Genomic DNA, 25,025 nt, shown 5'->3' on the forward strand with positions numbered 1-25,025 from the left:
GGCAATGGCGGGAATGTAACCCAGGCCGCGCATCCTTGCATCACCGCGCCGCGCCAAGGATTGCGCCGCCGTGAGGCCGCGCGGCCATCAGGGCAGGATGGCAGCCGGCGGCCCGTGCCGTTCAGGCGAAGGCCGCCTCCAGCCGCGCCGGCAGCGCGCCCATCGCCACCGCCTCACCCAGCAACAGCAGCACCGGCCCATCGCCGGCCCAAGCCGGCGCACGGGCCACGATTTCCGTCAGCGTGCCGCGCAATTCGCGCTGCTGGGGGGAGCCGCCGCGCTCGATCAGCGCGGCCGGCGTATGGGGGTCAAAGCCCTCGCGCAGCAGCCCCTCGCGCAGCGCCGGCAGCGTGGTCAGGCCCATATAGATGGCCAGCGTCTGCGCCGGCCGGGCCAGGGCCACGAAATCGAGGTCGAGCCTGCCCTCACGCGTATGGCCGGTGACGAAGGTCAGCATGCGCGCCGCATCCCGATGCGTCAGCGGAATGCCGGCCTGCGCCGCGCAGCCCAGCGCCGCGGTGACACCGGGCACCACCTCGAAGGGAATCCCGGCCTCGGCCAGGGCCTGGGCTTCCTCGCCGCCACGGCCGAAGATGAAGGGGTCCCCGCCCTTGAGGCGCACCACGCGCAAGCCTTCACGCGCGAGCTCGATGAGCAGGGTGTTGATCCCCTCCTGCGGGACGCAATGCAGCGCGCGCCGCTTGCCGACGAAGATGCGCCGCGCATCGCGCCGCGCGAGGTCCAGCACCGCCGCACTCACCAGCCGGTCATGCACGATGACATCGGCCTCGCCCAGCGCGCGCAGGGCGCGCAGCGTGAGGAGATCGGCCGCACCGGGCCCCGCGCCGACGAGTTGAACAATGCCGCGCGGCGCGGCTTCAGCCGTGGCGAGGAGCTGCGCGAAGGCGGCCTCGGCCTCGGCCTGGCGGCCCGCCAAAGCCAGATCGGCCGGCGTGCCGGTCAGGGCGCGCTCCAGAAAGACGCGGCGGGCCGGCAGGCTCGGGATGCGCGCGCGCACGGCCGCCTGGAACTTCGCCCCCAGCGCTGCGACGCGGCCCAGCAGCGGCGGCAGCACCGCCTCGATCTTTTGCCGGATCAGCCGCGCCAGCACGGGGGATGCGCCGCCGGTGGAAACGCCGATGGTGATGTTGTCCCGCGTGATGATGGCGGGCGTGATGAAGGAGCAAAATTCCGGCCGGTCCACCACATTCACCGGAATGCCACGCGCCATGCAGGCGGCGTGCAGCGCGGCGAGGTCTTCCTCGGGCGCGCCGGCCGCCACGGCCATGGCGCAGCCTTCCAGCTGCCCTTCCGCATAGCGCGGCACTTCGCGCAGATCAGCGCCGGCGGCGCGCAGCAGCGTGGCCTTGGCCGCCAGCGCCTCACCCGCGCCGAGCAGCAAGACCTTGCGGCCCTGAAGGTCGAGAAAGGCCGGGAAATGGCGCATCAGGCCGGTTCCAGCGCCAGCATCGCCGCCAGTTCCGGCTTGCAGCTGCCGCAGCCCGTGCCGGCGGAGGTGGCCGTGCCGATGGCCGCCACATCCCGCGCGCCGGCCACGATGGCCGCACGGATGCTGGCGGCATTCACGCCATGGCAGGCGCACAAGGTCGGCGATGGCGGCGGGCCATCCGGCAGCATGCCGGCCAGCAGCGCATGCCGCGCGGCACTGCCGATGCGCGCCTCGCCAAACAGCGAGAGCAGCCATTCGCGCGGCGGCAGCAGATGATCCGGCCCGATGAACAACGCGGCGATGAGCTGGCCATCGCGCAGCCAGGCGGCACGGTGCTCGCCCGTCGCATCGGCGTGCAGGACCAGGCCGGGCGCGCCCTCGCCCAGTGCCGCGACCAATGTGTCGAAGGCCGCTGCCTCGCTGCCCGCGATCTCGTGCCGGAAGGCGCCATGCGCGGCCGGCGCCATGGCGCACCAATCGCCCAGCCGCGCGCCGAGCGGCTTCCGGGCCAGCAGAAAGCCGTGCCAGCGTGCCACGAAGGGCGTGAGGGTGACGGGCGTGTGCTTCAGCTCCGGCTGGCCGCTGATCGGGTCCGTCGCCGGCGTCACGGCCGTGTTGATCCGTGCCCGCGGGGCCAGTTGATCGGTCCAGTGCATGGGCGCGAAGCAGGTGCCGCGCGGCGTGGCGGGATCGAGCGCCAGGCGCAGCACCGCCTCGCCCCAGGCGCTGGCCACGCGGACCAGGGCGCCCTCCGTGAGGGCCGCCGCATCGGCCGGGTTCACGCTGAGCACGGGCTCAGGCGCGTGGGACATCAGGCGGGGCACGCGGCCGGTGCGCGTCATGGTGTGCCACTGGTCCCGCAGGCGGCCGGTCATCAGGATCATGCCGCCGCCATGCTCGGGCAGGCGGAAGGGGGTGGGCACGAGGCGCCGCACTGGCGGCGTGATGCGCCCGCCGCGCTGGCCGTGGCGCGGCACGGGCCATTGCGTCGGCGGCAGGGTCGCGTAGGCCGCATCGGTCAGGTCACTCAGGCCGCCAAGGTCGAAGACACGCTGGGCGGGGCGGGCCTCCGGGGCCGGCGATTCACGCCCTGACGAAAGCGCGTCAGGACGATCGCGGGCCAGTTCCGTCTGGGCCGGCGATTCACGCCCTGACGAAAGCGCGTCAGGACGATCGCGGGCCAGTTCCGTCACCGCCGCGTGTTCACGGAAGATGGCGGCCGCATTCGGCCAGGCGAATTGCGCGCCCCAGCCCAGGCGTTGCGCCACCTGGGCCACGATCCACCAATCGGGCTTCGCCTCGCCCGGGGCGGGCAGGAAACCGCGCTGGCGGCTGATCACGCGCTCGCTGTTCGTCACGGTGCCATCCTTCTCGCCCCAACCGAGCGCGGGCAGCAGGATCTGCGCATGCTCGGCCGTATCGGTGCCGGCATGGCAATCGGAGAGGATGAGGCTGGGGATGCGCTGCAAGGCGCGGCGCACCATGGCGGAATCCGGCAGGGACACGGCGGGATTCGTCGCCATCACCCACATGGCGCCGATGCGCCCGGCCTCGGCCGCGCGAAAGAGGTCCACGGCCTTGAGGCCCGGCTTGGTGGCCAGGCTCGGCGCCTGCCAGAAATCGCGCAGGGCCGCGACCTCGGCCGGGTTTTCCGCATCCAGGTGGCCCGCCAGCATGTTGGACAGGGCCCCCACCTCACGCCCGCCCATCGCATTGGGCTGGCCCGTGACGCTGAACGGCCCCATGCCGGGCCGCCCGATACGGTTGGTGGCGAGGTGGCAGTTGATGATGGCATTGGCCTTGTCGGTGCCGCTGCTGGATTGATTGGTGCCCTGGCTCCAGAGCGTCACCACGCGTTCCGTGCCGCTGAACCACGCATTGAACTGCGCGAGCTGCGCGGGATCGAGTCCGGTCAGCGCGGGCACGTCGAGCACCTGGCGCATCGCGTCGGGCACGGCGAAGCCGGACTGCGCCAGATGCGTGAGCAGGCCGGCGAAGAGCGCGACATCGCTGCCCGGGCGCAGCGCCAGATGCAGGTCTGCCGCCTCGCAACTCGCGGTGCGGCGGGGGTCCACCACGATGATGCGCATCATCGGCCGCAGCGCCTTCGCCGCGAGGATGCGCTGGTGCAGCACCGGGTGGCACCAGGCGAGATTGCTGCCGACCAGGATCACCAGATCGGCCAGTTCCAGATCCTCATAGGTGCCGGGGACCAGGTCCTCGCCAAAGGCGCGCCTGTGGCCGGCCACGGCGCTCGCCATGCAAAGCCGCGAATTGCTGTCGATGTTGCCGGTGCCGAGAAAGCCTTTCGTGAACTTGTTGGCCGCGTAGTAATCCTCGGTCAGCAACTGGCCGGAGACGTAGAGCGCCACACCCTCCGGCCCGTATTCGACCAGGGCGGCGCGGAAGGCTTCGGCGGTGGCGTCCAGCGCCGCATCCCAGCTGGCGCGCTTGCCGCGCACCATGGGGTGCAGCAGCCGGCCATCGAGTCCGGTGGTTTCGCCCAGCGCGGCGCCCTTGCTGCACAGCCTTCCCTGATTGGCGGGGTGGGCGGGGTCGCCCCGCACCGGGCCGTCGCGGCTGGCCAGCACGCCGCATCCCACACCGCAATAAGGGCAGGTGGTGCGGATGGTGGGGAGCAGGGAGCCGTCCATCATCGGCCCGATCGCGCAGCGGCGCTCGTGCGGGACGCGCAAGGTGACGGGCGGGAAAGCGTGAACCGGTCCGGAAGCATCAATACACATCCCGCTGGTAGCGGCCCTGCTTGGCCAGCGCCACGATCCAGTCGCGCGCCTGATCGGCGCTCATGGCACCCTCGCTCATCGCGATCTGGCGCAGGGCCCCGTCCACATCCTTGGCCATGCGGCTGGCATCGCCGCAGACGTAGAAATGCCCGCCATCCTGCAGCCAGCGCCAGAGATCGGCGGCATCCTCGATCATGCGGTGCTGCACGTAATCCTTCGCCTTGCCATCGCGGGACCAGGCCAGCGAAAGGCGCTGCAAGGTGCCGTCCTTTTTCCAGGCCGCGATCTCGTCGGCGAAGAGGAAATCCGTGGCCGCATGGCGATCGCCGAAGAACAGCCAGGACCGCCCCTTGATGCCGAGTGCCGCGCGCTCCTGCAAAAAGGCGCGGAAGGGTGCGATGCCGGTGCCGGGGCCGACCATGATGACCGGCGTTTCGGCGCGCTCGGGCAGGCGGAAATGGCTGGTCTGGGTGTAGGCGGGCACCGCATCGGCGCGAAAGGCGAGGTGGCAGGAGGCAACCCCATCCCGCAGGCGCCCGCGCCGCGTCTCACGCACCACGCCCACGCAAAGCTCGACGCGCCCCGGCGTCGCGCGCAGCGAGGAGGCGATGGAGTAGAGCCGCGGCTTGAGCGTGGGCAGCGAGGCGATGAGATCGGCCACGGGTGGGTGGGCCGAAGGGAAGGCCTCCAGCAGATCCAGCAGATCGGCCTCGGCCGGTTCCGCGCCATCATCCCCATCGGCGAGCTTGCGCAGGGCAGCGCCCTCGCGCGGGTCCCGCGCGGCACCGGCCAAAAGATCAAGCGTGCGGTCCAGCGGGCGGGCGATGTCGCGCTCCACGGAGAGCGCCTCGCGCAGCGCGTCATCACCCTGGGCGTTCAACCGGGTGAGGCAGGCTTGCACCAGCTCGGGGTCGTTGCGCACGACAACGCCCAGCGAATCCCCTGGCGCATAGGTGATGCCGGTGCCGCTGAGATCGAGCACGATGCGGCGCACATCCTTGCCGCTGGCAGCACCGGTCAGGCGCTCCGAGGCCAGCAGGCGCGTGGTTTCGCCGCGCGGCTTGGCCGCCACGGGGGCAGCGACCGGCGCCACCTTCACATCGGCCATCAGCCGCTTCACCGCATCCCGCGTGACCTTGCCGCCGGGCTGGCAGAGGGCGGTCGAGGTTTCGCGCCCTTCGGCCAGGGCTTCGGCATAGGTCTGGCAGAGATAGCCGCATTGGCCGCAATCGAGCTGCGCCATGGCGGCCATCAGCCGGCGCGGCAGCGCGCGGCCCTCGGCCAGGGTGAGGCGTTCATCGAGTTCCAGCGCCGGGTCATGCCAGGGGAAATCCTCGGCCGGCACGGCCGGGGCGGCGGCGACCGCGCTTTCCGCGCCGCCGTAAAGCCCGGCCAGAAAGCCGTTCAGCCAGGCGCGCTGATCGGCCGTAAAGGGCGCGGAATCCGGGATGATCGGCACAGGCGCCGCACCGAAGCTTTGCGTGATGACACTCATGCTTCCAGCATTCCGTTGAGTTCCGCATCGCTGTGGCGGGCGCAGAAATCCTGGAAGGATTCGCCCGCCTCGCGCTCGGCCTGCCAATGCACCAGGATGTTGAGCAGCAGCGGCGCCACCGCATCCTCGACCACCTTGGGGCGAATCAGGCGGCCGATGCGCGCGGCATCGCCGCTGCTGCCGCCCAGATGGATGTCGTAGCCCGGCAGCACATCCTCGCCCTGCTCCACCTTGGCGCCGAGCAGGCCGATATCGGCGATGAAATGCTGCGCACAGGAATGGTGGCAGCCGGTCAGGTGGATGTTGAGCGGCGCGTCCAGCGTGATCCGCTTCTCCAGGAAGGAAGCGATCTCCAGCCCGTTGCGCTTGGTGTCGGCGGCGGCAAATTTGCAGCCGGCACTGCCCGTGCAGGCGACAAGGCCGGCGCGGATGGCATTCGCTTCCGTGGTGAGGCCCAGCGCCGCAAGCCCGGCCTGGGCCGCGGCCACATCGGCCACATGCGGGATCAGCAGATTCTGCCAGACGGTCAGCCGCAGCTCGGCATTGCCGTGGCATTGCGCAAGCGCCGCGAGGCCGCGCAGCTGCTCGGCCGAAAGCCGTGCCGCCGGCACCACCACGCCAAGCCAATGCAGCCCGGCCTCACGCTGCGCATGCACGCCGATATGCGCCAAGCGATCCGGCGCCGGGGGGCGTTCCATCGTGGCGATGTCGAAGCGCGGCAGGGCGTGGCCCAGCAGGGTTTCCACCTCGGCCAGGAAGTGCTCATGGCCCCAGGCGTCGAGCAGGTATTTCAGCCGCGCCTTCTTGCGATCCGTGCGGTCCCCATGCGCGATGAAGACGCGCAGGATGGCATCGCACAGCTTCACGACATCGCCCGGCAGCACCGCAACGTCGGAAGGTGTCGCCAGGTCCTGGTGGCCGGTGATGCCGCCGAGACCCAGGCGGAAGCGATACTCGCCATTCACCCGCACCACACTGAGCGCGATGTCGTTCGTCTCCTCCAGCACGGCGATGGAGCCACCGCCATCCAGGCTGATGTTGAACTTGCGCGGCAGGCCGAACAGGTCCCGCGTGTTCAGGATGTGGTGATGCAAGGCGCGCACGATGGGCCGCGTATCCACCCATTCGCGCGGGTCCACGCCCACGGTGGGGGAGGCGGTGATGTTGCGGATGTTATCCGCCCCCGTGCCGCGCGGCAGCAGGCCGATCTCACCCAGGCGCATGACCACCTCGGCTCCCTTGGCGGCCGGGATCATGCGGATTTGCAGGTTGGCGCGGGTGGTGATGTCGAGATAGCCGCCGCCGCATTCTTCCGCGATGGCGGCCACCTCGTGCGCCTGCTGCGCGGTGAGAATGCCGCCCGGGATGCGCAGGCGGCACATGTATGCATCCTGCGCGGGGCCGACGAAAAACAACCCGTGGAAGCGGCCGATGAAGTCATCGATCGGTTTCGGGAATTGCCCGGCTTCGGCGCGGGCGGTGATTTCGCTCCAGCGGTCCAGCGGGTGCTTGTCGCGCTTGGCCTCTTCCTGCGGGACGAGCTTGCCGCCCTTGGCGATCGTCGCGTCCTGCGCCGCACGCAGCGCATCGGCCGGCGCCGTGCCGCCGCCCGCGGGTGCCAAGGCGCCACGCCGCGCCTCCACGCCGGCCATGAAGCCCTTGAGGTAATTCTGCTGCTCGGGCGAGAAACCGGGGCCTTCCATCACTTCGTCCCCGATTGCTGGAGCGCGCGGATGCGTGAATCGGCGGCGCGCATCACGCCAGCTCCGGCAGGAAGGCAGGGCCGAGGGCCAGGGCCGCGCGCAGCCGGCCGATGGGACGGCGCGAGGCGATGAGGTTCAGATAGAAACCGCTGTCACTCACATCGCCATAGAGCACGGCCCCCACCAGGCGATCCTCGCGCAGAAAGAGGCGCCGGTAACGATCCTCCTCCTCATCGCGCAGCGTCACCCCCTCGCCCTCGATATCCCCGGCCGACCAGACGGCCGTGCCGGAGACCTTCAGCGCCGCCTGATCCGCGCGGGGCGCATATTGCGCGGCAGCGCCGGCCAGCGTGGCGGCGGCGATCTCCGCCTGTTCCAGCGCGGGTGCCACCAGGCCGATGGTGCGGCCCTCCACCTCGGCGCATTCACCGATGGCCAGGATGTTCGGATCGCTGCTGCGCATGCCGGCATCGGCCTGGATGCCGCGCCCGATGGAAAGGCCGGATGCCGCGGCCAATGCCGTATCGGGGCGGATGCCCACGGCCATGACGACGATATTCGCGGCGATCCGCTTGCCATCGGCCAGCACCACGCCCGTGACACGCCCCTCGCCCTCGATGGCGGCAAGCTGTGCCGGCATGGCGAAGCGAATGCCGCGCAGCCCCATGCGGCGCGCCAGGAACCCACCAGCACCGGCATCGAGCTGGCGCTCCATCGGCCATTCCACGGGGTGCAGCACGGTCACCTTCATGCCGCGCTGTGCGAGGCCCGCCGCGGCCTCCAGCCCCAGCAGCCCGCCGCCCACCACCACGGCCGAACCGCCCGCACGGGCGGCGCGCAGCATGGCGCGCACATCATCCAGCGTGCGATAGGTGAGCACGCCCGGCAGGTCAGCGCCCGGCACGGGCAGGCGAATGGCGCGCGAGCCGGTGGCGATCACCACGCGGTCATAGCCGATGCGCTCGCCGCGCGCGGTCACCGCCTCGGATGCCGCACAATCCAGCGCCGTGATCGGCGTGGCCGGGCGGAAGGCGATGCCCTGGGCCTGCAGCGCCGCGAGATCATGCGTGATCAGATCGGGCAGCGTCTTTTCCCCCGCGAGCAGCGAGGAGAGCGCCACGCGGTCGTAGGGTAGCGCCGCCTCGGCCCCGCAGAGTGTGACGCGCGCGCCGCGCTCGGCACTGCGCACCGCGCAGCGCGTGCCGGCCGGGCCCGCGCCGATGACCAGGACGTGCAAGCTCACGCTGCCGCCGGCAGTGCGTGGCGCTCATGCAGGAAGCGCAGCACCGCCTCACGCGCCGCCAGGAAACGCGGCTCGGAAGCGAGTGCGAGGCGGTCCCGCGGGCGCGGCAGATCCACATCCAGGATTTCGCCGATGGTGGCGTTGGGCCCATTCGTCATCATCACGATGCGGTCCGAAAGCAGCACCGCCTCATCCACGTCATGCGTGATCATCATCACCGTGGTGCCGAGGCGGGCATGGATGGCCATCACCTGGTCCTGCAGATGCGCGCGGGTGAGCGCATCCAGCGCGCCAAAGGGCTCATCCAGCAGCAGCACCTTGGGGCGCATGCACAGCGCCCGGGCGATGCCCACGCGCTGCTTCATGCCGCCCGAGATTTCCCCCGGCCGCTTCTGCGCATGGGCTTCCATGCGAACCAGGGCCAGGTTCTCCAGCGTCCAGTCATGCCGCTCGGCGCGGGACATCTTGCGCCCCACCGTGCGATCCACTGCCAGCTTCACATTTTCATAGACCGTGAGCCAAGGCAGCAGCGAATGGTTCTGGAACACCACGGCGCGGTCCGGCCCCGGCTCCGTCACCTCGCTGCCTTCCAGCAGCACGCCGCCCAGCGTCGCGGGCAACAGCCCCGCCACCACATTCAGCAGCGTGGATTTGCCGCAGCCGGAATGGCCGATGACGGCGACATATTGGCCCTTCTCGATCTTCAGATCGATATTGTTCAGCACCAGCGGCGCATTCGGCCCGAAGCGGACGGAAAGGCGGGAGACTTCGAGATAGCTGCGGCTCATGACCGGTGCCCCTTCACTGTTCACTGGTGCCGCGCGTCACCGCGCGGCCGGCAAAGGCCATGATCCGGTCGAGCACGAAGCCCACCAGGCCGACATAGATCAGCGCCACGATGATGTCCGAGAGGTTGGAACTGTTCCACGCATCCCAGATGAAGAAGCCGATGCCCACACCGCCGATCAGCATCTCGGCCGCGATGATGGCAAGCCAGGACAGGCCCACGCCAATCCGCAGGCCCGTGAAGATGTAAGGAGCGGCAGCGGGCACCACGATGCGCAGAAACCACTCATGCGGCCGCAGCCGGATGACGCGCGCCACATTGCGATAATCGGACGGCACATTGCGCACGCCCACCGCGGTATTGATGATGATGGGCCAGACCGCGGTGATGAAGATCACGAAGATCGCCGAGGGCTGCGCCTCGCGGAAGGCAGCCAGCGAGAGCGGCAGCCAGGCCAGCGGGGGGACGGTGCGCAGCACCTGGAAGATCGGATCAAGCCCGCGCATCGCGAGACGCGAGGAGCCCACCAGCATGCCGAGCGCCACACCGATCACGGCCGAGAGCGTGAAGCCCAGGGCCACGCGTTGCAGGCTGGCCATCAGGTGCAGGCCCAGGCCCTTGTCCAGCCCGCCCCGGTCATAGAAGGGGTTGAGGATCAACTCCTTCGCATCGCTCCAGACACGCGTCGGCGGCGGCAGCGTGGCGCCAGGGCCTGAGCAGAGCCATTCCCAGAGCAGGAACAACGCGGCCACCACCAGCAGCGGCGGCACCACCACGCCCAGCGTCTCGCTCGCGCGGCGCAGGAGGGCGGAGGGCTTGGGTGTCGGCGTCGCGGCGGCAGTGGCCGGCGGTGCCGTGGCCGTGACGGCGGGAGGGGTGATCGCGTTCATGTCTCAGGCCGCCGAGAGTTTCTTGATGGAGAGCGAGGCGAGGTAGGCCGCCGGATTTTCGGGATCGAAGACCTTGCCATCGAAGAAGGTCTCCCGCCCGCGCGAGGTGCCGCTGGGCGTCTCCGCATTGGTCACCCCGGCGCGCGCGGCGGCGGCACGCCAGATATCCTCGCGGTTCACCTGCGCGATGAGCGGCGCCGTCTCCAGGTTCTCGGGCAGGATGCCCCAGCGCTGATTTTCCGTGAGGAACCAGAGGTCATGGCTACGGAACGGGTAGCTCGCATGGTCGCGCCAGAACTTCATGGTGATGTCGGGATTGGTTACGGTGCGGCCATCGCCGTAATCCACCTCACCGCGCATGCGGCCGATGATGTCGGTCACAGGCACGTTGAACCAGGCCCGGCGCGCCAGGATTTCGCACATTTCCTGCTTGTTCGCCGGGATATCACACCAACGGGCGGCCTCGATCACCGCCGCCGTCAGCGCCTCGGCCGCGCGCGGGTTTTGCTGCACGAATTCGCCGCGCATGCCGAGGCACTTCTCCGGGTGATTGTGCCAAAGCTCGCCGGTGATCAGCGCGCTGTAGCCCAGGCGTTGGTTGATCAACTGCGCGTTCCAGGGATCGCCCACGCAGAAGGCATCCATGGTGCCGACGCGCATATTCGCCACCATCTGGGGTGGTGGGACGACGATGGTCGAGACATCGCGCTCGGGATCAATGCCGCCGGCTGCGAGCCAATAGCGGATCCAGAGGTCATGGGTGCCGCCACGGAACGTCATGGCGAACTTGCTCTCGGAGTTCACCACGCGACGCAGGGGCGAGGCATCGAGCCGCGCACCAAGCGGCTTGTGCTTCTCTGCCACGCTGATCGCCTGGCCATTGGTGTTCAACCGCGCCAGGATCGCCATCGGCACCGGCTGGCTGTTCTGGGTGACGCGGCCCATATGGATGAGATAGGCCATGGGCGTCAGCAGATGCGCGCCATCAATGCCGCCACGCCCGCCGCCCAGCACCAGATTGTCCCGCGTGGCACCCCAGCTCGCCTGGCGGTTCACCTCCACATCCGGCATGCCGTGCTTGGTGAAGAAGCCCTTTTCCTTGGCGATGATCAGGGGTGCGGCATCGGTCAGCGCGATGAAGCCGAAGATGGCCTTGCGCACCTCCGGCGTCGTGCTGCCCTGGGCATGCACGCCCGCCCCACTCAGGGATTTCGCGGCGGCGAGAAGGCCAGCAGTGGCGGTGACGGCGTGGCGGCGAGAGAGGCTCATGCTTGGGTCTCCAGGACAGGTTCGGGTTCGTTGAGGCGGGCCGCGGCGTCGCGCCACAGCCCATCGTTGAAGGGGGCCAGGGCCTGGGCATCGGGCACGCTCTCCGGCATGTGCCCGGCCTCACGCATCGCGCTCAGCCAGAGGGCGCCTTCCGCGCGGCGCGGCAGGGTGGCGGCGCGGAAGCGGATGCGGTGCGTCGCATCGAAGGCGCTTTCGATGGTGGCGGGGCTGAGCTGCCACAGCGCGCGGCCGGCCATGATGGAAATCGCCTCGACGCGGTTGGCAGGCTCATCCAGCCAGCGCGCGGCGGCGATGACGGCGGCGGTGGCGGCCACCGCCTGCTCGCGATGGGTCAGCAGATATTCCTCGCTGAAGGCGAGCAGCTTTTCGAGGTGGTCGGGCCAGATCTCGGCCGTGCCGGCGACGACGCGGCCGGCACCCAGCGCCTCGGCCGCTGCACCCCAGGGGGCGCCGACGCAGAAGCCGTCAATCTCGCCAGCGGCGAGGCGCGCGGCCATGCGCGGCGGCGGCACGGCAGTGAGGCGCACGTCGCGCTCCGGGTCCACGCCCTGGGCCAGCAGCCAGCGCCGCAACAGGTAATTATGCGAGGAGAAGGGGAAGACCACGGCGAGTGTGGCCGGCGTGCGGCGCGCCTTGAGCCTGGCCGCGAGGTCGCCGCCGGCAAGTTCGTTGGACAGCGTGATGCCATTGCCATTGCGCGAGAGGCCGCAGGCCACCTGCAACCCCGCCTGCACCCCGCCCAGGCCGGCAGCCAGCGCGATGGGCATGGGGGAGAGCATGTGCGCGCCATCCAGCGCCGAGAAGGCCAGCTTGTCGCGGATCGAAGCCCAGGAACCCTCGGGCGAAAGGGCCACGCGCAGGCCGACCGCCTCGAAGAGACCCAGCGCATCGGCCACCAGCAAGGGCGCCGCATCAAAGAGCGGCACGAAGCCCAGGCGCATCACGCGGGCGGCGGGGCGAAGGCGCGGGCTGCTGAGTTCGGCGATCGGGGGCAAGCGAGGATCCGCGCATCAGGCGGACCGTCATGGGCCACCGGGGGGAAGAGGGGCTTGCCTGGGATGCGCCATTGCACCCCGCCCGTGGAAGCCAGATATCCGCGCCACCTGGGCGATGCAAGCGGAAAAATGCGCATCTTTTGGGCGAATGCGGAAATCTGGCCGCTAGACGAGTCGAGTTGCCTGATTTTTAGACAGATAGGCCATGGCCATGGGGCCCAGCTTGAGCCGCCGCTCCATCGCCATGCGCTGCAACCGCCGATGCGCCTCAGGCTCGGAGAGGCCCTCATCGCGCATCAGGCGCCGCTTGGCCCGGGCGATCTGGTCGCGCTCTTCCAGGGTGGCGCGGGCTTCAGCCAGCTCGGCGCGCAGGGCCTCATGCGCGCGGAAGCGGCGGATCGCCACCTCCAGCACGGGGCGCACCCGGGCCGGGGCCAGGCCTTCGACGACATAGGCGGCCACCCCCGCTTCCAGCGCCGCCTCGATCTGCTCGGGCGCGCCGCGCTCGGCGAAGAGCACCACAGGACGCGGTTCATCGCGGTTCAGGGCGCGCATGGATTCGAGGGCATCGCGGGACGGGTCATCCAGGTCGCAGACGATGACATCGGCCTGGCTCGCGCGGACGCGCGCCGTCAGGTCCGCCACGTCGGGCGCAATCGCCACGACGGTGCAACCAGCCGCTTCCAGGCCCAGGCGCACCGCTTCCGCGCGCTCAGGCTCACCATCCACCAACAAAACCCGCAGCGCTTATGCCCCCGTCTGGGCCGCGCCGGCATGTTCCTCTTGCGGTGCAACATCGCATGATTGGGGGGGCGCGGGGAAGACGCAGGGCGCTGCCCTGCACCCGCCGGGGCCTCAGGCCCCGGACCCCGTGGGTTGGAATATGGATTTTCATTCCAAAGACAATCATTCTATAGAACTCAATTGACCGAATGGGACAGGTGGGAATGGACGCGACGCGGCGGGGCTTGATGGGGGGCATCCTGGGCCTGGCGGGGCTGATCGTGGCCCGGCCAGGCCTGGCACGCCCACCTTCCGCCGTGCCCCTGTTTGATTTCACCATCGCGGGCGGGGCGTTTCATGGCCTGTACGAGGCGCTGCCCGGGCTTGTCCCCGGCATGCGGGTGCTGATCGTGGCCGAGCCGGAAAACCGGTTTGACGCCAATGCCGTGGCGGTCTTGCGGCCGGATGGGCTGCGCCTCGGCTATGTGCCGCGCGCGGCCAATCCACCCGTGGCGGCGCTGCTGGCCCAGGGCCGGCAACTGGGTGCCAGGCTGACGGCCTGGCTGGACCGCGCGGCATGGGACGACACCACCCTGGCCCAGACCTCCTTCCGCCCCGGCGACCCCCGCTGGAGTCTGGAACTACAGCGATAAAAGGGGGTTCCGAGGGACGAGTCCCTCGGCCGCCGGAGGCATTTTACTTTCTTTCTTGTCAATTATTTCCTATGTTTCCGCCATGATGTTTTGCACTCCCCTCCCCCCCAAACCGCGCCACCGCCCTCCGGATCGGCATTTGTCCCAAACCGGGGTCGCGCAAAACATGCACCGCATGAAATCCGATGGTTTGGGCGCCCGTGGCGGGGCGCGTTAGGATGGCGCCCTTCACGGAGAACCCGCCCATGCGCTTCGCGCTCTGCAACGAGGTGCTGCGCCACCTGCCCTTCGCCGAGCAGGCACAGCTTTCGGCCGCACTTGGCTATGATGGGCTGGAGGTGGCGCCCTTTACCCTCGATGCGGAGGCGCCGCACAAGCTCAGTGCCGCGCGCCGGGCGGAGCTTCGGCGCATGGCGGGGGATGCGGGCCAGCCCATCACCGGGCTGCACTGGCTGCTGGTGGCGCCGGCTGGGCTTTCCATCACGGAGGCCGCGAAGCACGCGGGCACGGTGGCGGTGATGCGCGCCCTGGTGGATCTCGCGGTGGATCTGGGCGCCACCTACCTTGTCCATGGCTCGCCAGCCCAGCGGCATGTGGCCGAGCCGGGCGATGCCGCACGCGCCGAGGCCGCGCTGGCCGCTGTGGCCGCGCATGCCGCCCAGGCCGGCGTCACCTATGTGCTGGAGCCGCTCGACCCCGGGCAGACGAATTGGGCGTCCTCCCTCGCCGAGGCGCTGGCCATCGTGGCGCGCATCGGCAGCCCCGCGCTGCGGACGATGCTGGATGTCTGTGCCACCGGCAATGGCGAGAGCGAGCCGGCTGAAACGCTGCTGCGGGCGCATATTCCCGGCGGGCAGATCGCGCATGTGCATCTGAACGACCGGAACAAGCGCGGCCCCGGCCAGGGCCAGGACCAGTTCGCGCCCGTGCTGCGCGCGCTGGACGAGACCGGGTATTCCGGCATCTGCGGCGTGGAGCCCTTCGATTATCACCCTGACCCCATGGCTTGCGCGGCGCGCGCCATCGGCTATCTGCGCGGGATCGAAGAAGGACACGCGCCATGAAATTTCGCTTTGTCGAGGCCGAGCGCTTCGAATGGTCCTTCACCCTGCGCATGCCCTTCCGCTTCGGCGTGATCACGGTGCGCGATGGCATCCAGGCCGTGGTGCGCGTGCGCATCCGCGACGAGGCGGGGCGTGAGGGCTTCGGCATGGCGGCGGAGACGCTGGCCGCCAAATGGTTCGACAAGGATGCCGGACTGACCGATGCCGACAACCAGCACCAGCTCCGCCGCGCGCTGGAAATCGCCGAGGCGCAGTCCCTGGCGGCGGGATTCAACACGGCGTTCGGCCACTATGCCGATGGCTATGCCGCTCATGTCGCGGCGTGCGGCGCCGAGGGCCTGAACCCCCTGGTGGCGAGCTTCGGCCGCGCCCTCTGGGACCGCGCCGCCTTCGATGCGCTGCTGCGGATGCAGGGGCTTGCCTTTGATGCGGGGCTGCGGGCCAATCTGGGCGGCATGGCGCCGCATGCAGTGATCCAGGACCTGGCGGGCTTTGATTTTTCCGCGATGCTCGCGGCCACGCCAAAGCCCGGCCGCATTCATGCACGCCACACGGTGGGCCTGGTGGACCCGATCACCGCGGCCGACCAGGAGGAGCGCGTCGGCGACGGCCTGCCAGAGACGCTGGAGGAGGTCGCGGCGAGCTACGCCCATGCCTATTGGAAGCTGAAGGTGGGCGGCGATATGAAGGCCGATGTGGAGCGCCTCTGCCGCATCGCCTCCGTGCTGGACCGCCTTCCCGCCTATCACGCGACGCTGGACGGCAATGAGCAATATGAGGATGCGCAAGGCGCGCTCGCGCTCTGGCACGCCATGCAGGCCGAGCCCCGGCTGAAGCGTCTCTGCGCCTCCATCCTCTTCATCGAGCAGCCGGTGAAGCGCGCCCGCGCGCTGGAGACGGGCTTGTCCGTCCTCGCCGCCGCGCGGCCGGTGATCATTGACGAGAGCGATGGCGCGCTGGACGCCTTCGTGGTGGCCAAGGGCCTGGGTTATGCGGGCGTCTCCACCAAGGCCTGCAAGGGCATCTGGCGTTCGCTCATCAACCTCGCGCGCTGCCGCCAATGGGGCGATGGGCACTTCATGTCGGCCGAGGATCTCACCACCCTGGCCGGCATCTGCGTGCAGCAGGATCTGGCGCTGGTGAGTGCCATGGGCCTGACCCATGTGGAGCGCAACGGGCACCATTTCATTGATGGCTTCGCCGGCCGCCCCAAGGCCGAGGCGGTGCGCTTCATGGAATCGCATCCCGACCTCTATGCCGACACGCCGCACGGCCCGCGCCTCGCCATCCGCACGGGCATGCTGGACATCGCCAGCCTCGCCGTGCCGGGCTTTGGCAGCGTGCAGATGCCGGATGTGGCGGCGATGCGCGTGATGGAAAAGGCGGCATGGCCCCGGTAGGGGCCTCGCTATTCCACGGTAATCCGCGCCTCACGCACCACACGGCCCCATTTGTCCGATTCCGCCTGAAGAAAGGCCGCCAATTCGGCCGGTGTGCTGGCCTGCGGGTCCACGCCGGCGCTGGTCATCCGCTGGATGACGATGGGAGCCACGAGGGCGCCTTGCAACGCCTCGGACAGCCGGGCGATGGCCGCGGGCGGCACGCCGGTCGTGGTCATCACCGCCCCCCAGGAGGTCGCCGTGGCCTGGGGATAGCCCTGCTCGGCCAGGGTGGGCACATCGGGCATCAGCGGATGGCGCTGCGGGCCGGTGGCGGCCAGGGCGCGCAGCCGTTGCTCCCGCACCGCCCCCACGGTGGCGGCGATCTGCACCAGCATCATCTGGATGGTGCCGGACATGAGGTCCGCGAGCGCACCGCCCGAGCCACGATAGGGCACATGCAGCAACTCGATCCCGGCGGCCAGGCGGAACAGCTCAGCCGCGGTATGGGTGGAAGCGCCATGGCCCGAGGAACCAAAGGACAGCGCCCCGGGCCGCGCCTTCGCCAGGGCCACGAATTCCGCGAGGTCCCGCACAGGCAAGGAGGGCGGGACGACGATCACCATGTCACTGGTATAGGCCATGCCCACGGGTGCCAGATCACGCGCGGGGGAAAAGCTCATGTTGCGGTAGATATGCGCATTGGTGCTGAGCAGGCCGGTGACACCCATCAGCAGCGTATGTCCATCGGGCGTGGCGCGCGCCACCATCTCGCCGCCGATATTGCCACCCGAGCCGCCACGATTTTCGACGATGACGGGCTGGCCCAGCCGCTCGCTCATCTGCTCGGCGATGATGCGGGCCGCGACATCCGTGCTGCCGCCGGCAACGAAGGGCACGATCATGCGGATCGGCCGCGTCGGCGCCCAGGATTGCGCCAGCGCGGGCGGGGCGAGGCTGCTGGCCAGCAGGGTGCGGCGGAGCATCGCTCAGTTCACCGTGATGCGGGCCTCGCGAACGACGCGGCCCCATTTTTCCGTCTCGGCGCGCAGGAAGGCGCCGAGTTCCGCCGGGCTGGAGGTCAGCGCCTCGGCACCCACCTGGGTCAGGCGATCCTTCACGCCTTGCAGCGCCAGGGCTTCGCGCAGCACGGCGTTGATGCGGTCGATCGCGGCGGGCGGCGTGCCGGCGGGCGCCATCACCGCCCCCCAGGAGCTGGCTTCGGCCGCGGCCAGGCCGATCTCGGCCACGGTCGGGACATCGGGCAAGGCGGGGTGACGCCGCGCGCCGGTCACGGCCAGGGCTCGCACGCGGCCGGCCTGGATCTGCGGCAGGGCGCTGGCGATCTGGTCCAGCATCACCTGCACATTGCCGGCCACCGTGTCATTCAGCGCGGGTGCGGAGCCGCGATAGGGCACATGCTGGATCTGCACCTGCGCCACCAGCTTGAACAGCTCCACCACCGTATGCGTGGAGCTGCCATTCCCGCCCGATCCGTAGGAGAGCCGCCCCGGCTGCGCGCGCACCAGCGCCAGGAATTCCTGCGCCGTCTGCGCCTGGACCTGCGGGTTCACGATCAGCACATGGTCCGTCGCGAAGGCGAGGCCGATGGGCGCCAGATCAGTCAGCGGATTGAAACCCATATTGGCGTAGAGATGCGGGTTGATGGTCAGCGTCCCGGTGGTGCCCATCAGCATGGTCAGGCCATCGGCCGCGCTGCGCACCACATTTTCCACACCGACATTGCCGCCCGCGCCGGTGCGGTTATCCACCGCCACGGCCTGGCCCAGACGCTCGCCCATCGGCTCGCTCAGCACGCGCGCCACGATATCCGTGGCACCGCCGGCCGCGAAGGGAACCACGAAGCGCAGGGGCCGCGCGGGCGCCCATTGCGCGCGCGCGTTGGCGGGAAGCAGCAGCGCGGGCATGGCCAGCGCCGCACGGCGGGTGATGCGGGTCATCTGATGTTTCCTCCTGTTGTTGGGTGCCGTTCTATGCGGCTTGCCCGACGTGATTCAAGCAATGGCGGCGTGGCGCTCCTGCATCACACGCAGCACATGATCGGGGTCCTCGGCCCACCAGCGGCGAGAGAGGAGCTCGATCTCCGTGAAGCCTTCATAACCCGCTGCCTCGGCCATGCGGCGGATGGCGGCGATATCAATCACGCCATCACCGGGCATGCCGCGGTCAAACACCAGATCGGTGGTCGGCACCAGCCAGTCGCAGGCATGAAAGCCCGCGATGCGTCCCTTCGCGCGCGCCATTTGTGCCGCGAGGTCGGGGTCCCACCAGACGTGATAGACATCCACGGCCACACCCACCCCCTCGCCCAGCGCCTCGCAGAGATCGAGCGCCTGGCCGAGGGTGGAGAGCACGGAGCGATCCGCGCAGGTCATGGGGTGCAGCGGTTCAAGGGCGATGGTGACACCCGCGGCGCGCGCCTCGGGCAGGATGGCTTCCAGCCCGTCCCGCACCATGGCGCGGGCGCCGGGCAGGTCCTTCGAGCCGGGCGGCAGGCCGCCACAGACCATGACCAGGCCACGCGCCTGCAGCTTGTGCGCTTCCTCGATCGCGCGGCGGTTATCCTCGATCGCGGCGGCGCGGCCGGCGGCATCGGCGGCGGGGAACATGCCGCCCCGGCAGAGGCCGGTGACAGTCAGGCCCGCATCCCGGATGGCGCGCGCGGCGGCATCCACACCCATGGCATGCAGCACGTCCCGCCAGGGCGAGATGCCGGGAATGCCATGCCGCGCACAGCCCTCGATGCAATCGGCGAGGCCCCATTTCTCCTTGACCGTGACAGTGTTCAGGCTGAGCGGGATCACGCCACACCATGCAGCGCAAGCAGTTGCGTCATGCGGCTCGCCGCGCGCTCCGGGTCGCTCAACAGCCCGGCCGCATCGGCCAGCCGGAAAAGCTCGGCGAAATGCTGGATGCTGCGCGTGCTCTGCTGCCCGCCAACCATGACGAAGTGGTCCTGATGCCCGTTCAGCCAGGCCATGAAGACCACGCCCGTCTTGTAGAAGCGCGTCGGCGCCTTGAAGATATGGCGGCTCAGCGGCACGGTCGGCGCCAGGATTTCGTGGAAGGTGCTGAGGTCATTGCGGGAGAGCGCGGCCAGCGCGCCGCCTACCGCCGGGGCGATGGGGTCGAAGATGCCGAGCAGCGCGTCGGAATGGCCCTCTGCATCGCCCGCGATCAGCTCCGCGTAGTTGAAGTCATCGCCCGTATACATCCGCACGCCTTGCGGCAGGCGGCGGCGCATCACGATCTCCTTCTGGTCATCCAGCAGGGAGATCTTCACGCCATCCACCTTCGCGGCATGGGCGTGGATGACGGCGAGCGCGGTTTCCATCGCCGCCATGTGGTCATGGTTGCCCCAATAGCCTTCCAGTGCGGGGTCGAACATCTCGCCCAGCCAATGGATGATCACGGGCTGCTTCACGCCGCCCAGGATGCGCGCATAGACGCGCTCATAATCAGAGGGGCTGCGCGCCGCCTTGGCCAAGGCGCGCGACGCCATCAGGATGATGCGCCCGCCCATCTTCTCGACGGCCTCGCATTGCTCCTCATAGGCGCGGATCACGTCATCCACCGTGACGTCGGGACCGGGCGTCAGGTGATCCGTGCCCGCGCCACTCGCGATCACGGCACCCGGATGATCCTTCGCCGCATCCAGGCTGAGGCGGATCAATTGCTGCGCCGCGACCCAGTCCAGCCCCATGCCGCGCTGCGCCGTGTCCATGGCCTCGGCCACGCCGAGGCCAAGCGACCAGAGATGCTTGCGGAAGGCGATGGTGCGGTCCCAGTCCACCTTGGCATCCAGCCACGGATCCTGCTCGGCCAGCGTGTCGGCCACCACATGCGCAGCGGCGAAGGCCACGCGCGGATAGGGCGGCAGCGCCTTGGCGAATTCGCGCGGCGCGCTGGTGGCGAAGTCGGCAAGCCCTGTCGCCGTCGGCAAGCGCAGCGTGGCCACCGATCAGGCCTCCAGCTCGGCAAGATCAATCCAGCGGCGCTCTTCCCAGGATTGCAGACCGGCCATCGCCAGCTGCACGCCCTTGGCCCCCGCCATCAAATCCCATTTGTAGTCGGGCAATTCGCCGACGACATGGCGCAGGAACAGCTCCCACTGCACGCGGAAACCGTTGGGGTAGGGCTGGGTGTCCGGCACCTTCTGCCAGCCCTCATAGAAGTTGATCGTCTGCGGCACATCCGGGTTCCAGACCGGCTTGGGTGTGGCCACCCGCGGCTGCACCCAGCAATCCGTCAGGCCACACACGGCCGAGCCATGCGTGCCATCCACATGGAAGGTGACGAGGTCATCGCGCCGCACGCGCGTCGTCCAGCTGGAATTCATATGCGCGACGATCCCACCATCAAGCTGGAAGGTCGCGTAGGCGGCGTCATCCACATCGGCATCATACCAGTTGCCGGCCTCGTCCTTGCGCTTCGGGATATGGATGGCGCCGAGGCAGGAGACGGATTTCACCGCACCGAAGGTGTTGTCCAGCACATAGCGCCAATGGCACAGCATATCGAGGATGATGCCGCCGCCCTCGGCCTTCTTGTAGTTCCAGGAGGGGCGCTGCGTCGGCTGCAGATCGCCCTCGAAGACCCAATAGCCGAACTCGCCGCGCACGCTGAGCAGACGGCCCAGCTGCCCGCTGTCAATCACCATCTTCAGCTTGCGCAGGCCGGGCAGGAACAGCTTGTCCTGCACCACGCCATGCTTGATGCCGGCGGCCTTCGCCACACGGGCGAGGTCCAGCGCATCGGCCAGATTGTCGGCGGTCGGCTTCTCGCAATAGATGTGCTTGCCGGCGGCGATGGCCTTGCGCACCAGGCCCGCGCGCATCTGCGTCGTCGCCGCGTCGAAGAAGATCTCATCCCGAGGATCGGCCAGGCAGGCGTCGAGGTCGGTGCTGACGCGCTCGACGTTGTGGGCGCGGGCCAGCGCATCCAGCTTGGCACGGTTGCGGCCGACAATGATGGGGTCCGGCATCAGCACATCGCCATTGGCGAGCGGCATGCCGCCATCGGCGCGGATCGCGGCGATGGAGCGGATCAGATGCTGGTTCATGCCCATGCGCCCGGTGACGCCGTTCATGATGATGCCGATGCGCCGTTGCGCCATGGTCGTTTCCCTTGCTTCTCAGTGCCCGCGCCGCGATCCGGGCAACAAATCCAGCGACGCGACGAACGAAGTAACCAGACAGTTACTTACCGCCCGCCCAGGCCCTGGTCAAGGGCGCAGGAACCCCAGCACCATGGCCACCACATGCGCCTCACGCGCGTCCAGCGCGGCCTCGCTGCCGAGGTCCGTGCCGAAGATGGTGGAGAGCGTGTGCATGTTGGCCACCGTGAAATGCCCCAGCGCCACGATGGAAAGGTAGAGCTGCAAGGGGTCCGCATCGCCGCGAAACAGGCCGGCCTCGGCCCCGCGCGCCAGCACCTCGCGCAGGCGCTGGGTCAGCGGCGAATACAGGGCCGGCACATCGGCCGAGCGGCGCAGATAGGCGGCGCGGTGGATGTTCTCCTGGTTCAGCAGCGCCACGAATTCCGGATGCCGCGCCGTGTAGCGCAGGTTGAAGGCGACCAGCCGCGCCATCGCCTCGGCCGGCGGCAGGTGGGAGACGTCCAGCGCCTCCTCCTCCGCCCGCTTGGCCGCATAGGCGGCTTCCAGCACGGCGAGCCAGAGATCCTCCTTGGCCCCGAAATAGGCGTAGAGCATGCGCTTATTGGCGCCCGCCCGCGCCGCGATCTCATCCACCCGCGCGCCCGCCAGCCCATGTGCCGCGAATTCGGCCAGTGCCGCATCCAGGATGCGCGCCCGCGTGGCGGCCGCGCGCGCGGAAAGCGGCGGATTGTCAGTCGCCATCGGCGGCATGGGTCGGTCCGGGCGGGGCGGGTTCAAACGGAGCTCCTTCGCCCACATGATGCAGCAAAGACACATTGTTGCACACAACTGTGGGGAACAAGCCACGCCCCATGGCGCGGAATAGAGCATCGCGGCTACATTCCAGCGATGCGTAAAAGACGCCTTCCGCCCCGGCTGATGCTCCTGGCATTGACGCTGCTGGCCGCCTGCGCGGCGGGCGGCCCCAATGTCGTGGACCGCACGGGCCGCTCGGCGCCCTCGCGCGGGGAGATTCCGGCCAGCGGCAGCGCCTTCGGCAATTACCTGGTCGGCCGCTTCGCCAGCGAGGAGCTGGATACCAAGGTTGCGGCGGATAGCCTGCTTCTGGCGCTCCGGAGCGAGCCGGATCAGCCGGAGATCGTCCGGCGCGCCTTTGTGGCGCTGCTGCTGGATGGGCGCGCCGATGCGCTGCGCCTGGCCCGCCGCCTGCCCGACAATGCCTCGGCCCAGCTGGTGCTGTTCGGCGCGGATGTGGCCGGCGCGCGCTGGGACCGGGCCGAGACGCGGGCGCGCGGCTTGAGCCGGCAGGGGCCGGTGGCGGCGCTGCAGCCCGTGCTGCTCGCCTGGAGCCATGCGGGGCGCGGCCAGACCGACCAGGCCATCGCCACCCTGCGCCCGCTGGCCGAACAGGGCCGCTTCCGCGCCCTGAATGCCCTGCACGCCGCCCTGATCGCCGATCTCGCCAACCGCCCGCGTGAGGCGGAGCGCTTCGTCCGGCAGGCCCTGGCGGATCAGCCCGAACCCACCCTGCGCCTGGCCATGCTGGCGGCGGGCATCCTGAACCGCGCGGGGCGGCCGGCGGAGGCTGTTCGGCTGCTGGATCAACTCGCACTCTCCAGCGACGAACTGGCGCTGGCGGTGCTGGAGCCGGCGCGGCAGGTCGTGCTCACGCAGCGCGCCATCCAAGGGCCGGCCGATGGCATCGCCGAGGCTTACGTGGCACTCGGCAGCGCGCTGCGCGGGCAAGGCCTGGAGGAGATGGCAACCCTCATGGCGCGGCTGGCACTGCGGCTGCGCCCCAGCTTCGCCCCTGCCCTGATGCTCCTGGCCGATACATTGGCCGAGGGCGAGCGCCTGGATGCCGCGCGCGAAACCCTGCTGCTGATCAACGAGAATGACCCGCTTTTCGGCCCCGCGCAGCTGCGCCAGGCAGCCCTGCTGGACCGCCTGGGCCGCGTGGATGAGGCCGAGGCCCTGCTGCGCCGCCTGGCCGAGGCGCTGCCCGGCGTGCCACAGCCCCTCACTCGCCTGGGCGATCTGCAACGCCGGCGCGGCCGCTTCGCCGAGGCGGTGCTGGCCTATGACGGGGCCATCGCGCGCAGCCTGCCGGCACGGCCGAGCGACTGGCCGCTTTTTTACGCGCGCGGCATCTCGCGCGAGCGTTCGGGCAATTGGCCGGGCGCCGAGGAGGATCTGCTGTATGCGCTGACCCTCTCGCCCGAGCAGCCCTTCGTGCTCAACTACCTTGCCTATACCTGGGCCGATATGGGCGTGAACCTGGAGCGCGCGCGGGCCATGCTGGAAGGTGCGGCGGCGCAGCGCCCGCAGGATGGCAACATCGCCGACAGCCTGGGCTGGGTGCTGTTCCGCATGGGCCTGCTGCCGGCCGCCATCGCGCAGCTGGAACGCGCGGTGGAGCTGGAACCGCGCAACGCCACGATCAACGACCATCTGGGCGATGTCTACTGGGCCGCGGGGCGCGAGGGCGAGGGGCGCTTCCAGTGGCAGCGCGCGCTCACCATGGACCCGGAGCCGGCCGAGGCCGCGCGCATCCAGATGAAGATCGACACCGGCCTGCCCCGGGCCGTGCGGCGCTGACATGCGCCACATGACGGAGGCCGCGCCGGCCAAGGTGAACCTGTTCCTGCATGTCACCGGCCGGCGCGGCGATGGCTATCATCTGCTGGACAGCCTGGCCGTGTTCGGCCCCGCCGCCGATGCCCTGAGCGCCACGCCAGCCGAGGCGCTGAGCCTGACGCTGGCTGGCCCCTTCGGCGCGACCCTCGCGGCCGAGCAGGATAATCTCGTGCTGCGCGCAGCCCGCGCCCTGGCCGCCGCGACGGGCCAGGCGCCGGCCGCGGCGCTGCATCTGGAGAAGCATCTGCCGGTGGCTTCGGGCATTGGTGGCGGCTCAGCCGATGCGGCGGCGGCGCTGCGCCTGCTCAACCGGCTTTGGGGCAGCGGCCTGGATGCCGATGCCCTCGCGCGGATCGCGGCACCGCTGGGCGCGGATATCCCGGTCTGCATCGCCTCCCGCCCCGCCCGCATGCAGGGCATTGGCGAGGTGATCAGCGCCGCGCCAGCCCTGCCCGAATGCGGCTTGCTGCTGGTCAATCCGCGCGTGCCGGTGGCCACACCCGCCGTGTTTCGCGCGCGGCAGGGCGCCTTTTCCACGCCCGCCCCATTGCCGCAGGCCTGGCCGGATGCGGCCAGCATGGCGGCAGACCTCCTGCGGCTTCACAATGATCTTGAGGCGCCAGCCCTGCTGCTATGCCCCGTGATCGCCGAGGTGCTGGCCGCCTTGCGCGCAACGCCCGGCTGCCTGCTGGCACGGATGAGCGGCTCCGGCGCCACATGCTTCGGCCTGTTTGCCACTGCGGCCGCGGCCCGTGCCGCCGCTGAAAACATGCCGCGCGATTGGTGGGCCATCGGCGGCGCGCCCTGCGCTTGACGGGCTGCCCGCTTCAGC

Annotated in this window: 21 protein-coding genes; 5 read left to right on the forward strand and 16 right to left on the reverse strand. The window is 69.7% G+C overall.

Translation table 11 applies throughout. The annotated features are described in order from the left end of the window. Positions 1-121 precede the first annotated feature (121 nt). The 10 genes from cysG to LHU95_RS18830 all read right to left on the reverse strand — a co-directional run bounded on the left by cysG (position 122) and on the right by LHU95_RS18830 (position 13,326). Positions 122-1,447: a siroheme synthase CysG gene (cysG, locus tag LHU95_RS18785; protein ID WP_248708481.1), complete on the reverse strand. Its 1,326-nt coding sequence runs from the start codon at positions 1,445-1,447 to the stop codon at positions 122-124. Further along, positions 1,447-4,107 (reverse strand): molybdopterin-dependent oxidoreductase, encoded by a 2,661-nt coding sequence (locus LHU95_RS18790; protein ID WP_248708482.1) that lies wholly within the window; start codon positions 4,105-4,107, stop codon positions 1,447-1,449. The genes cysG and LHU95_RS18790 overlap by 1 nt, the downstream gene beginning before the upstream one ends. A 76-nt stretch (positions 4,108-4,183) precedes the next feature. Next, on the reverse strand, positions 4,184-5,689 hold the full coding sequence (locus LHU95_RS18795) for a sulfite reductase subunit alpha (RefSeq protein WP_248708483.1): 1,506 nt from the start codon (positions 5,687-5,689) through the stop codon (positions 4,184-4,186). Further along, entirely contained in the window at positions 5,686-7,392 is a 1,707-nt protein-coding gene (locus LHU95_RS18800) for a NirA family protein (protein WP_248708484.1), read from the reverse strand. Before LHU95_RS18800 ends, LHU95_RS18795 begins: the two co-directional genes overlap by 4 nt. 52 nt (positions 7,393-7,444) lie before the next feature. Beyond that, the gene (locus LHU95_RS18805; RefSeq protein ID WP_248708485.1) at positions 7,445-8,635 is read right to left on the reverse strand and encodes an FAD-dependent oxidoreductase; all 1,191 of its coding nucleotides are present in this window, start codon (positions 8,633-8,635) and stop codon (positions 7,445-7,447) included. Beyond that, on the reverse strand, positions 8,632-9,423 hold the full coding sequence (locus LHU95_RS18810; protein ID WP_248708486.1) for an ABC transporter ATP-binding protein: 792 nt from the start codon (positions 9,421-9,423) through the stop codon (positions 8,632-8,634). The genes LHU95_RS18805 and LHU95_RS18810 overlap by 4 nt, the downstream gene beginning before the upstream one ends. A gap of 13 nt (positions 9,424-9,436) precedes the next feature. Further along, entirely contained in the window at positions 9,437-10,312 is an 876-nt protein-coding gene (gene ntrB / locus LHU95_RS18815) for a nitrate ABC transporter permease (RefSeq protein WP_248708487.1), read from the reverse strand. 3 nt (positions 10,313-10,315) lie between these two features. Then, positions 10,316-11,581: a CmpA/NrtA family ABC transporter substrate-binding protein gene (locus tag LHU95_RS18820; protein WP_248708488.1), complete on the reverse strand. Its 1,266-nt coding sequence runs from the start codon at positions 11,579-11,581 to the stop codon at positions 10,316-10,318. Beyond that, the gene (locus LHU95_RS18825) at positions 11,578-12,597 is read right to left on the reverse strand and encodes a CmpA/NrtA family ABC transporter substrate-binding protein (RefSeq protein ID WP_248708489.1); all 1,020 of its coding nucleotides are present in this window, start codon (positions 12,595-12,597) and stop codon (positions 11,578-11,580) included. The genes LHU95_RS18820 and LHU95_RS18825 overlap by 4 nt, the downstream gene beginning before the upstream one ends. 165 nt (positions 12,598-12,762) lie before the next feature. Then, complete coding sequence (locus tag LHU95_RS18830; RefSeq protein ID WP_248708490.1) at positions 12,763-13,326, reverse strand: ANTAR domain-containing protein; 564 nt, start codon at positions 13,324-13,326, stop codon at positions 12,763-12,765. A gap of 218 nt (positions 13,327-13,544) precedes the next feature. Here LHU95_RS18830 and LHU95_RS18835 point away from each other — a divergent pair, with 218 nt between their 5' ends. From LHU95_RS18835 to LHU95_RS18845, 3 genes are all read left to right on the forward strand, one after another. After that, positions 13,545-13,973: an HIRAN domain-containing protein gene (locus tag LHU95_RS18835; protein WP_248708491.1), complete on the forward strand. Its 429-nt coding sequence runs from the start codon at positions 13,545-13,547 to the stop codon at positions 13,971-13,973. A 245-nt stretch (positions 13,974-14,218) separates the two neighbouring features. Next, on the forward strand, positions 14,219-15,037 hold the full coding sequence (locus LHU95_RS18840; protein WP_248708492.1) for a sugar phosphate isomerase/epimerase family protein: 819 nt from the start codon (positions 14,219-14,221) through the stop codon (positions 15,035-15,037). Continuing rightward, a complete protein-coding gene (locus tag LHU95_RS18845) occupies positions 15,034-16,437 on the forward strand; it encodes a mandelate racemase (RefSeq protein ID WP_248708493.1) in 1,404 nt (467 codons plus the stop codon). Before LHU95_RS18840 ends, LHU95_RS18845 begins: the two co-directional genes overlap by 4 nt. An 8-nt stretch (positions 16,438-16,445) precedes the next feature. Here the strand turns inward: LHU95_RS18845 and LHU95_RS18850 are convergent, their stop codons facing one another. From LHU95_RS18850 to LHU95_RS18875, 6 genes are all read right to left on the reverse strand, one after another. Next, entirely contained in the window at positions 16,446-17,402 is a 957-nt protein-coding gene (locus LHU95_RS18850; RefSeq protein ID WP_248708494.1) for a tripartite tricarboxylate transporter substrate binding protein, read from the reverse strand. Positions 17,403-17,405: 3 nt separating this feature from the next. Further along, positions 17,406-18,377, reverse strand: a complete 972-nt coding sequence (locus LHU95_RS18855) for a tripartite tricarboxylate transporter substrate binding protein (RefSeq protein WP_248708495.1) — start codon at positions 18,375-18,377, stop codon at positions 17,406-17,408. Between the two features lie 54 nt (positions 18,378-18,431). Continuing rightward, positions 18,432-19,241, reverse strand: a complete 810-nt coding sequence (locus tag LHU95_RS18860) for a sugar phosphate isomerase/epimerase family protein (protein WP_248708496.1) — start codon at positions 19,239-19,241, stop codon at positions 18,432-18,434. After that, positions 19,238-20,395: a dihydrodipicolinate synthase family protein gene (locus tag LHU95_RS18865; RefSeq protein ID WP_248708497.1), complete on the reverse strand. Its 1,158-nt coding sequence runs from the start codon at positions 20,393-20,395 to the stop codon at positions 19,238-19,240. Before LHU95_RS18865 ends, LHU95_RS18860 begins: the two co-directional genes overlap by 4 nt. Positions 20,396-20,398: 3 nt before the next feature. Beyond that, positions 20,399-21,553 carry a Gfo/Idh/MocA family oxidoreductase gene (locus LHU95_RS18870; protein ID WP_248708498.1) on the reverse strand — a complete coding sequence of 385 codons (1,155 nt, stop codon included), beginning with the start codon at positions 21,551-21,553 and terminating at the stop codon, positions 20,399-20,401. 108 nt (positions 21,554-21,661) lie between these two features. Beyond that, complete coding sequence (locus LHU95_RS18875; protein WP_248708499.1) at positions 21,662-22,333, reverse strand: TetR/AcrR family transcriptional regulator; 672 nt, start codon at positions 22,331-22,333, stop codon at positions 21,662-21,664. Between the two features lie 111 nt (positions 22,334-22,444). Between LHU95_RS18875 and LHU95_RS18880 the strand changes: the two genes are divergently transcribed. Both LHU95_RS18880 and LHU95_RS18885 read left to right on the forward strand, forming a co-directional pair. After that, positions 22,445-24,154 (forward strand): tetratricopeptide repeat protein, encoded by a 1,710-nt coding sequence (locus LHU95_RS18880; RefSeq protein WP_248708500.1) that lies wholly within the window; start codon positions 22,445-22,447, stop codon positions 24,152-24,154. A 1-nt stretch (position 24,155) separates the two neighbouring features. Next, positions 24,156-25,007 (forward strand): 4-(cytidine 5'-diphospho)-2-C-methyl-D-erythritol kinase, encoded by an 852-nt coding sequence (locus LHU95_RS18885; RefSeq protein ID WP_248708501.1) that lies wholly within the window; start codon positions 24,156-24,158, stop codon positions 25,005-25,007. The last annotated feature ends 18 nt before the right edge of the window (positions 25,008-25,025 follow it).

Origin of the sequence: Sediminicoccus sp. KRV36 (assembly GCF_023243115.1) — a bacterium.
In the GTDB taxonomy this organism is placed as follows: Bacteria; Pseudomonadota; Alphaproteobacteria; order Acetobacterales; family Acetobacteraceae; genus Roseococcus.

Coding starts and splice junctions, on each gene's coding strand:
- LHU95_RS18850 (WP_248708494.1), bottom strand. CDS start 17,402: ATGCTCCGCCGCACCCTGCTGGCCAGCAGCCTCGCCCCGCCCGCGCTG.
- LHU95_RS18800 (WP_248708484.1), bottom strand. CDS start 7,392: ATGGAAGGCCCCGGTTTCTCGCCCGAGCAGCAGAATTACCTCAAGGGC.
- LHU95_RS18820 (WP_248708488.1), bottom strand. CDS start 11,581: ATGAGCCTCTCTCGCCGCCACGCCGTCACCGCCACTGCTGGCCTTCTC.
- LHU95_RS18790 (WP_248708482.1), bottom strand. CDS start 4,107: ATGATGGACGGCTCCCTGCTCCCCACCATCCGCACCACCTGCCCTTAT.
- LHU95_RS18870 (WP_248708498.1), bottom strand. CDS start 21,553: ATGGCGCAACGGCGCATCGGCATCATCATGAACGGCGTCACCGGGCGC.
- LHU95_RS18885 (WP_248708501.1), top strand. CDS start 24,156: ATGCGCCACATGACGGAGGCCGCGCCGGCCAAGGTGAACCTGTTCCTG.
- LHU95_RS18855 (WP_248708495.1), bottom strand. CDS start 18,377: ATGACCCGCATCACCCGCCGTGCGGCGCTGGCCATGCCCGCGCTGCTG.
- ntrB (WP_248708487.1), bottom strand. CDS start 10,312: ATGAACGCGATCACCCCTCCCGCCGTCACGGCCACGGCACCGCCGGCC.
- LHU95_RS18845 (WP_248708493.1), top strand. CDS start 15,034: ATGAAATTTCGCTTTGTCGAGGCCGAGCGCTTCGAATGGTCCTTCACC.
- LHU95_RS18835 (WP_248708491.1), top strand. CDS start 13,545: ATGGACGCGACGCGGCGGGGCTTGATGGGGGGCATCCTGGGCCTGGCG.
- LHU95_RS18880 (WP_248708500.1), top strand. CDS start 22,445: ATGCGTAAAAGACGCCTTCCGCCCCGGCTGATGCTCCTGGCATTGACG.
- cysG (WP_248708481.1), bottom strand. CDS start 1,447: ATGCGCCATTTCCCGGCCTTTCTCGACCTTCAGGGCCGCAAGGTCTTG.
- LHU95_RS18795 (WP_248708483.1), bottom strand. CDS start 5,689: ATGAGTGTCATCACGCAAAGCTTCGGTGCGGCGCCTGTGCCGATCATC.
- LHU95_RS18840 (WP_248708492.1), top strand. CDS start 14,219: ATGCGCTTCGCGCTCTGCAACGAGGTGCTGCGCCACCTGCCCTTCGCC.
- LHU95_RS18810 (WP_248708486.1), bottom strand. CDS start 9,423: ATGAGCCGCAGCTATCTCGAAGTCTCCCGCCTTTCCGTCCGCTTCGGG.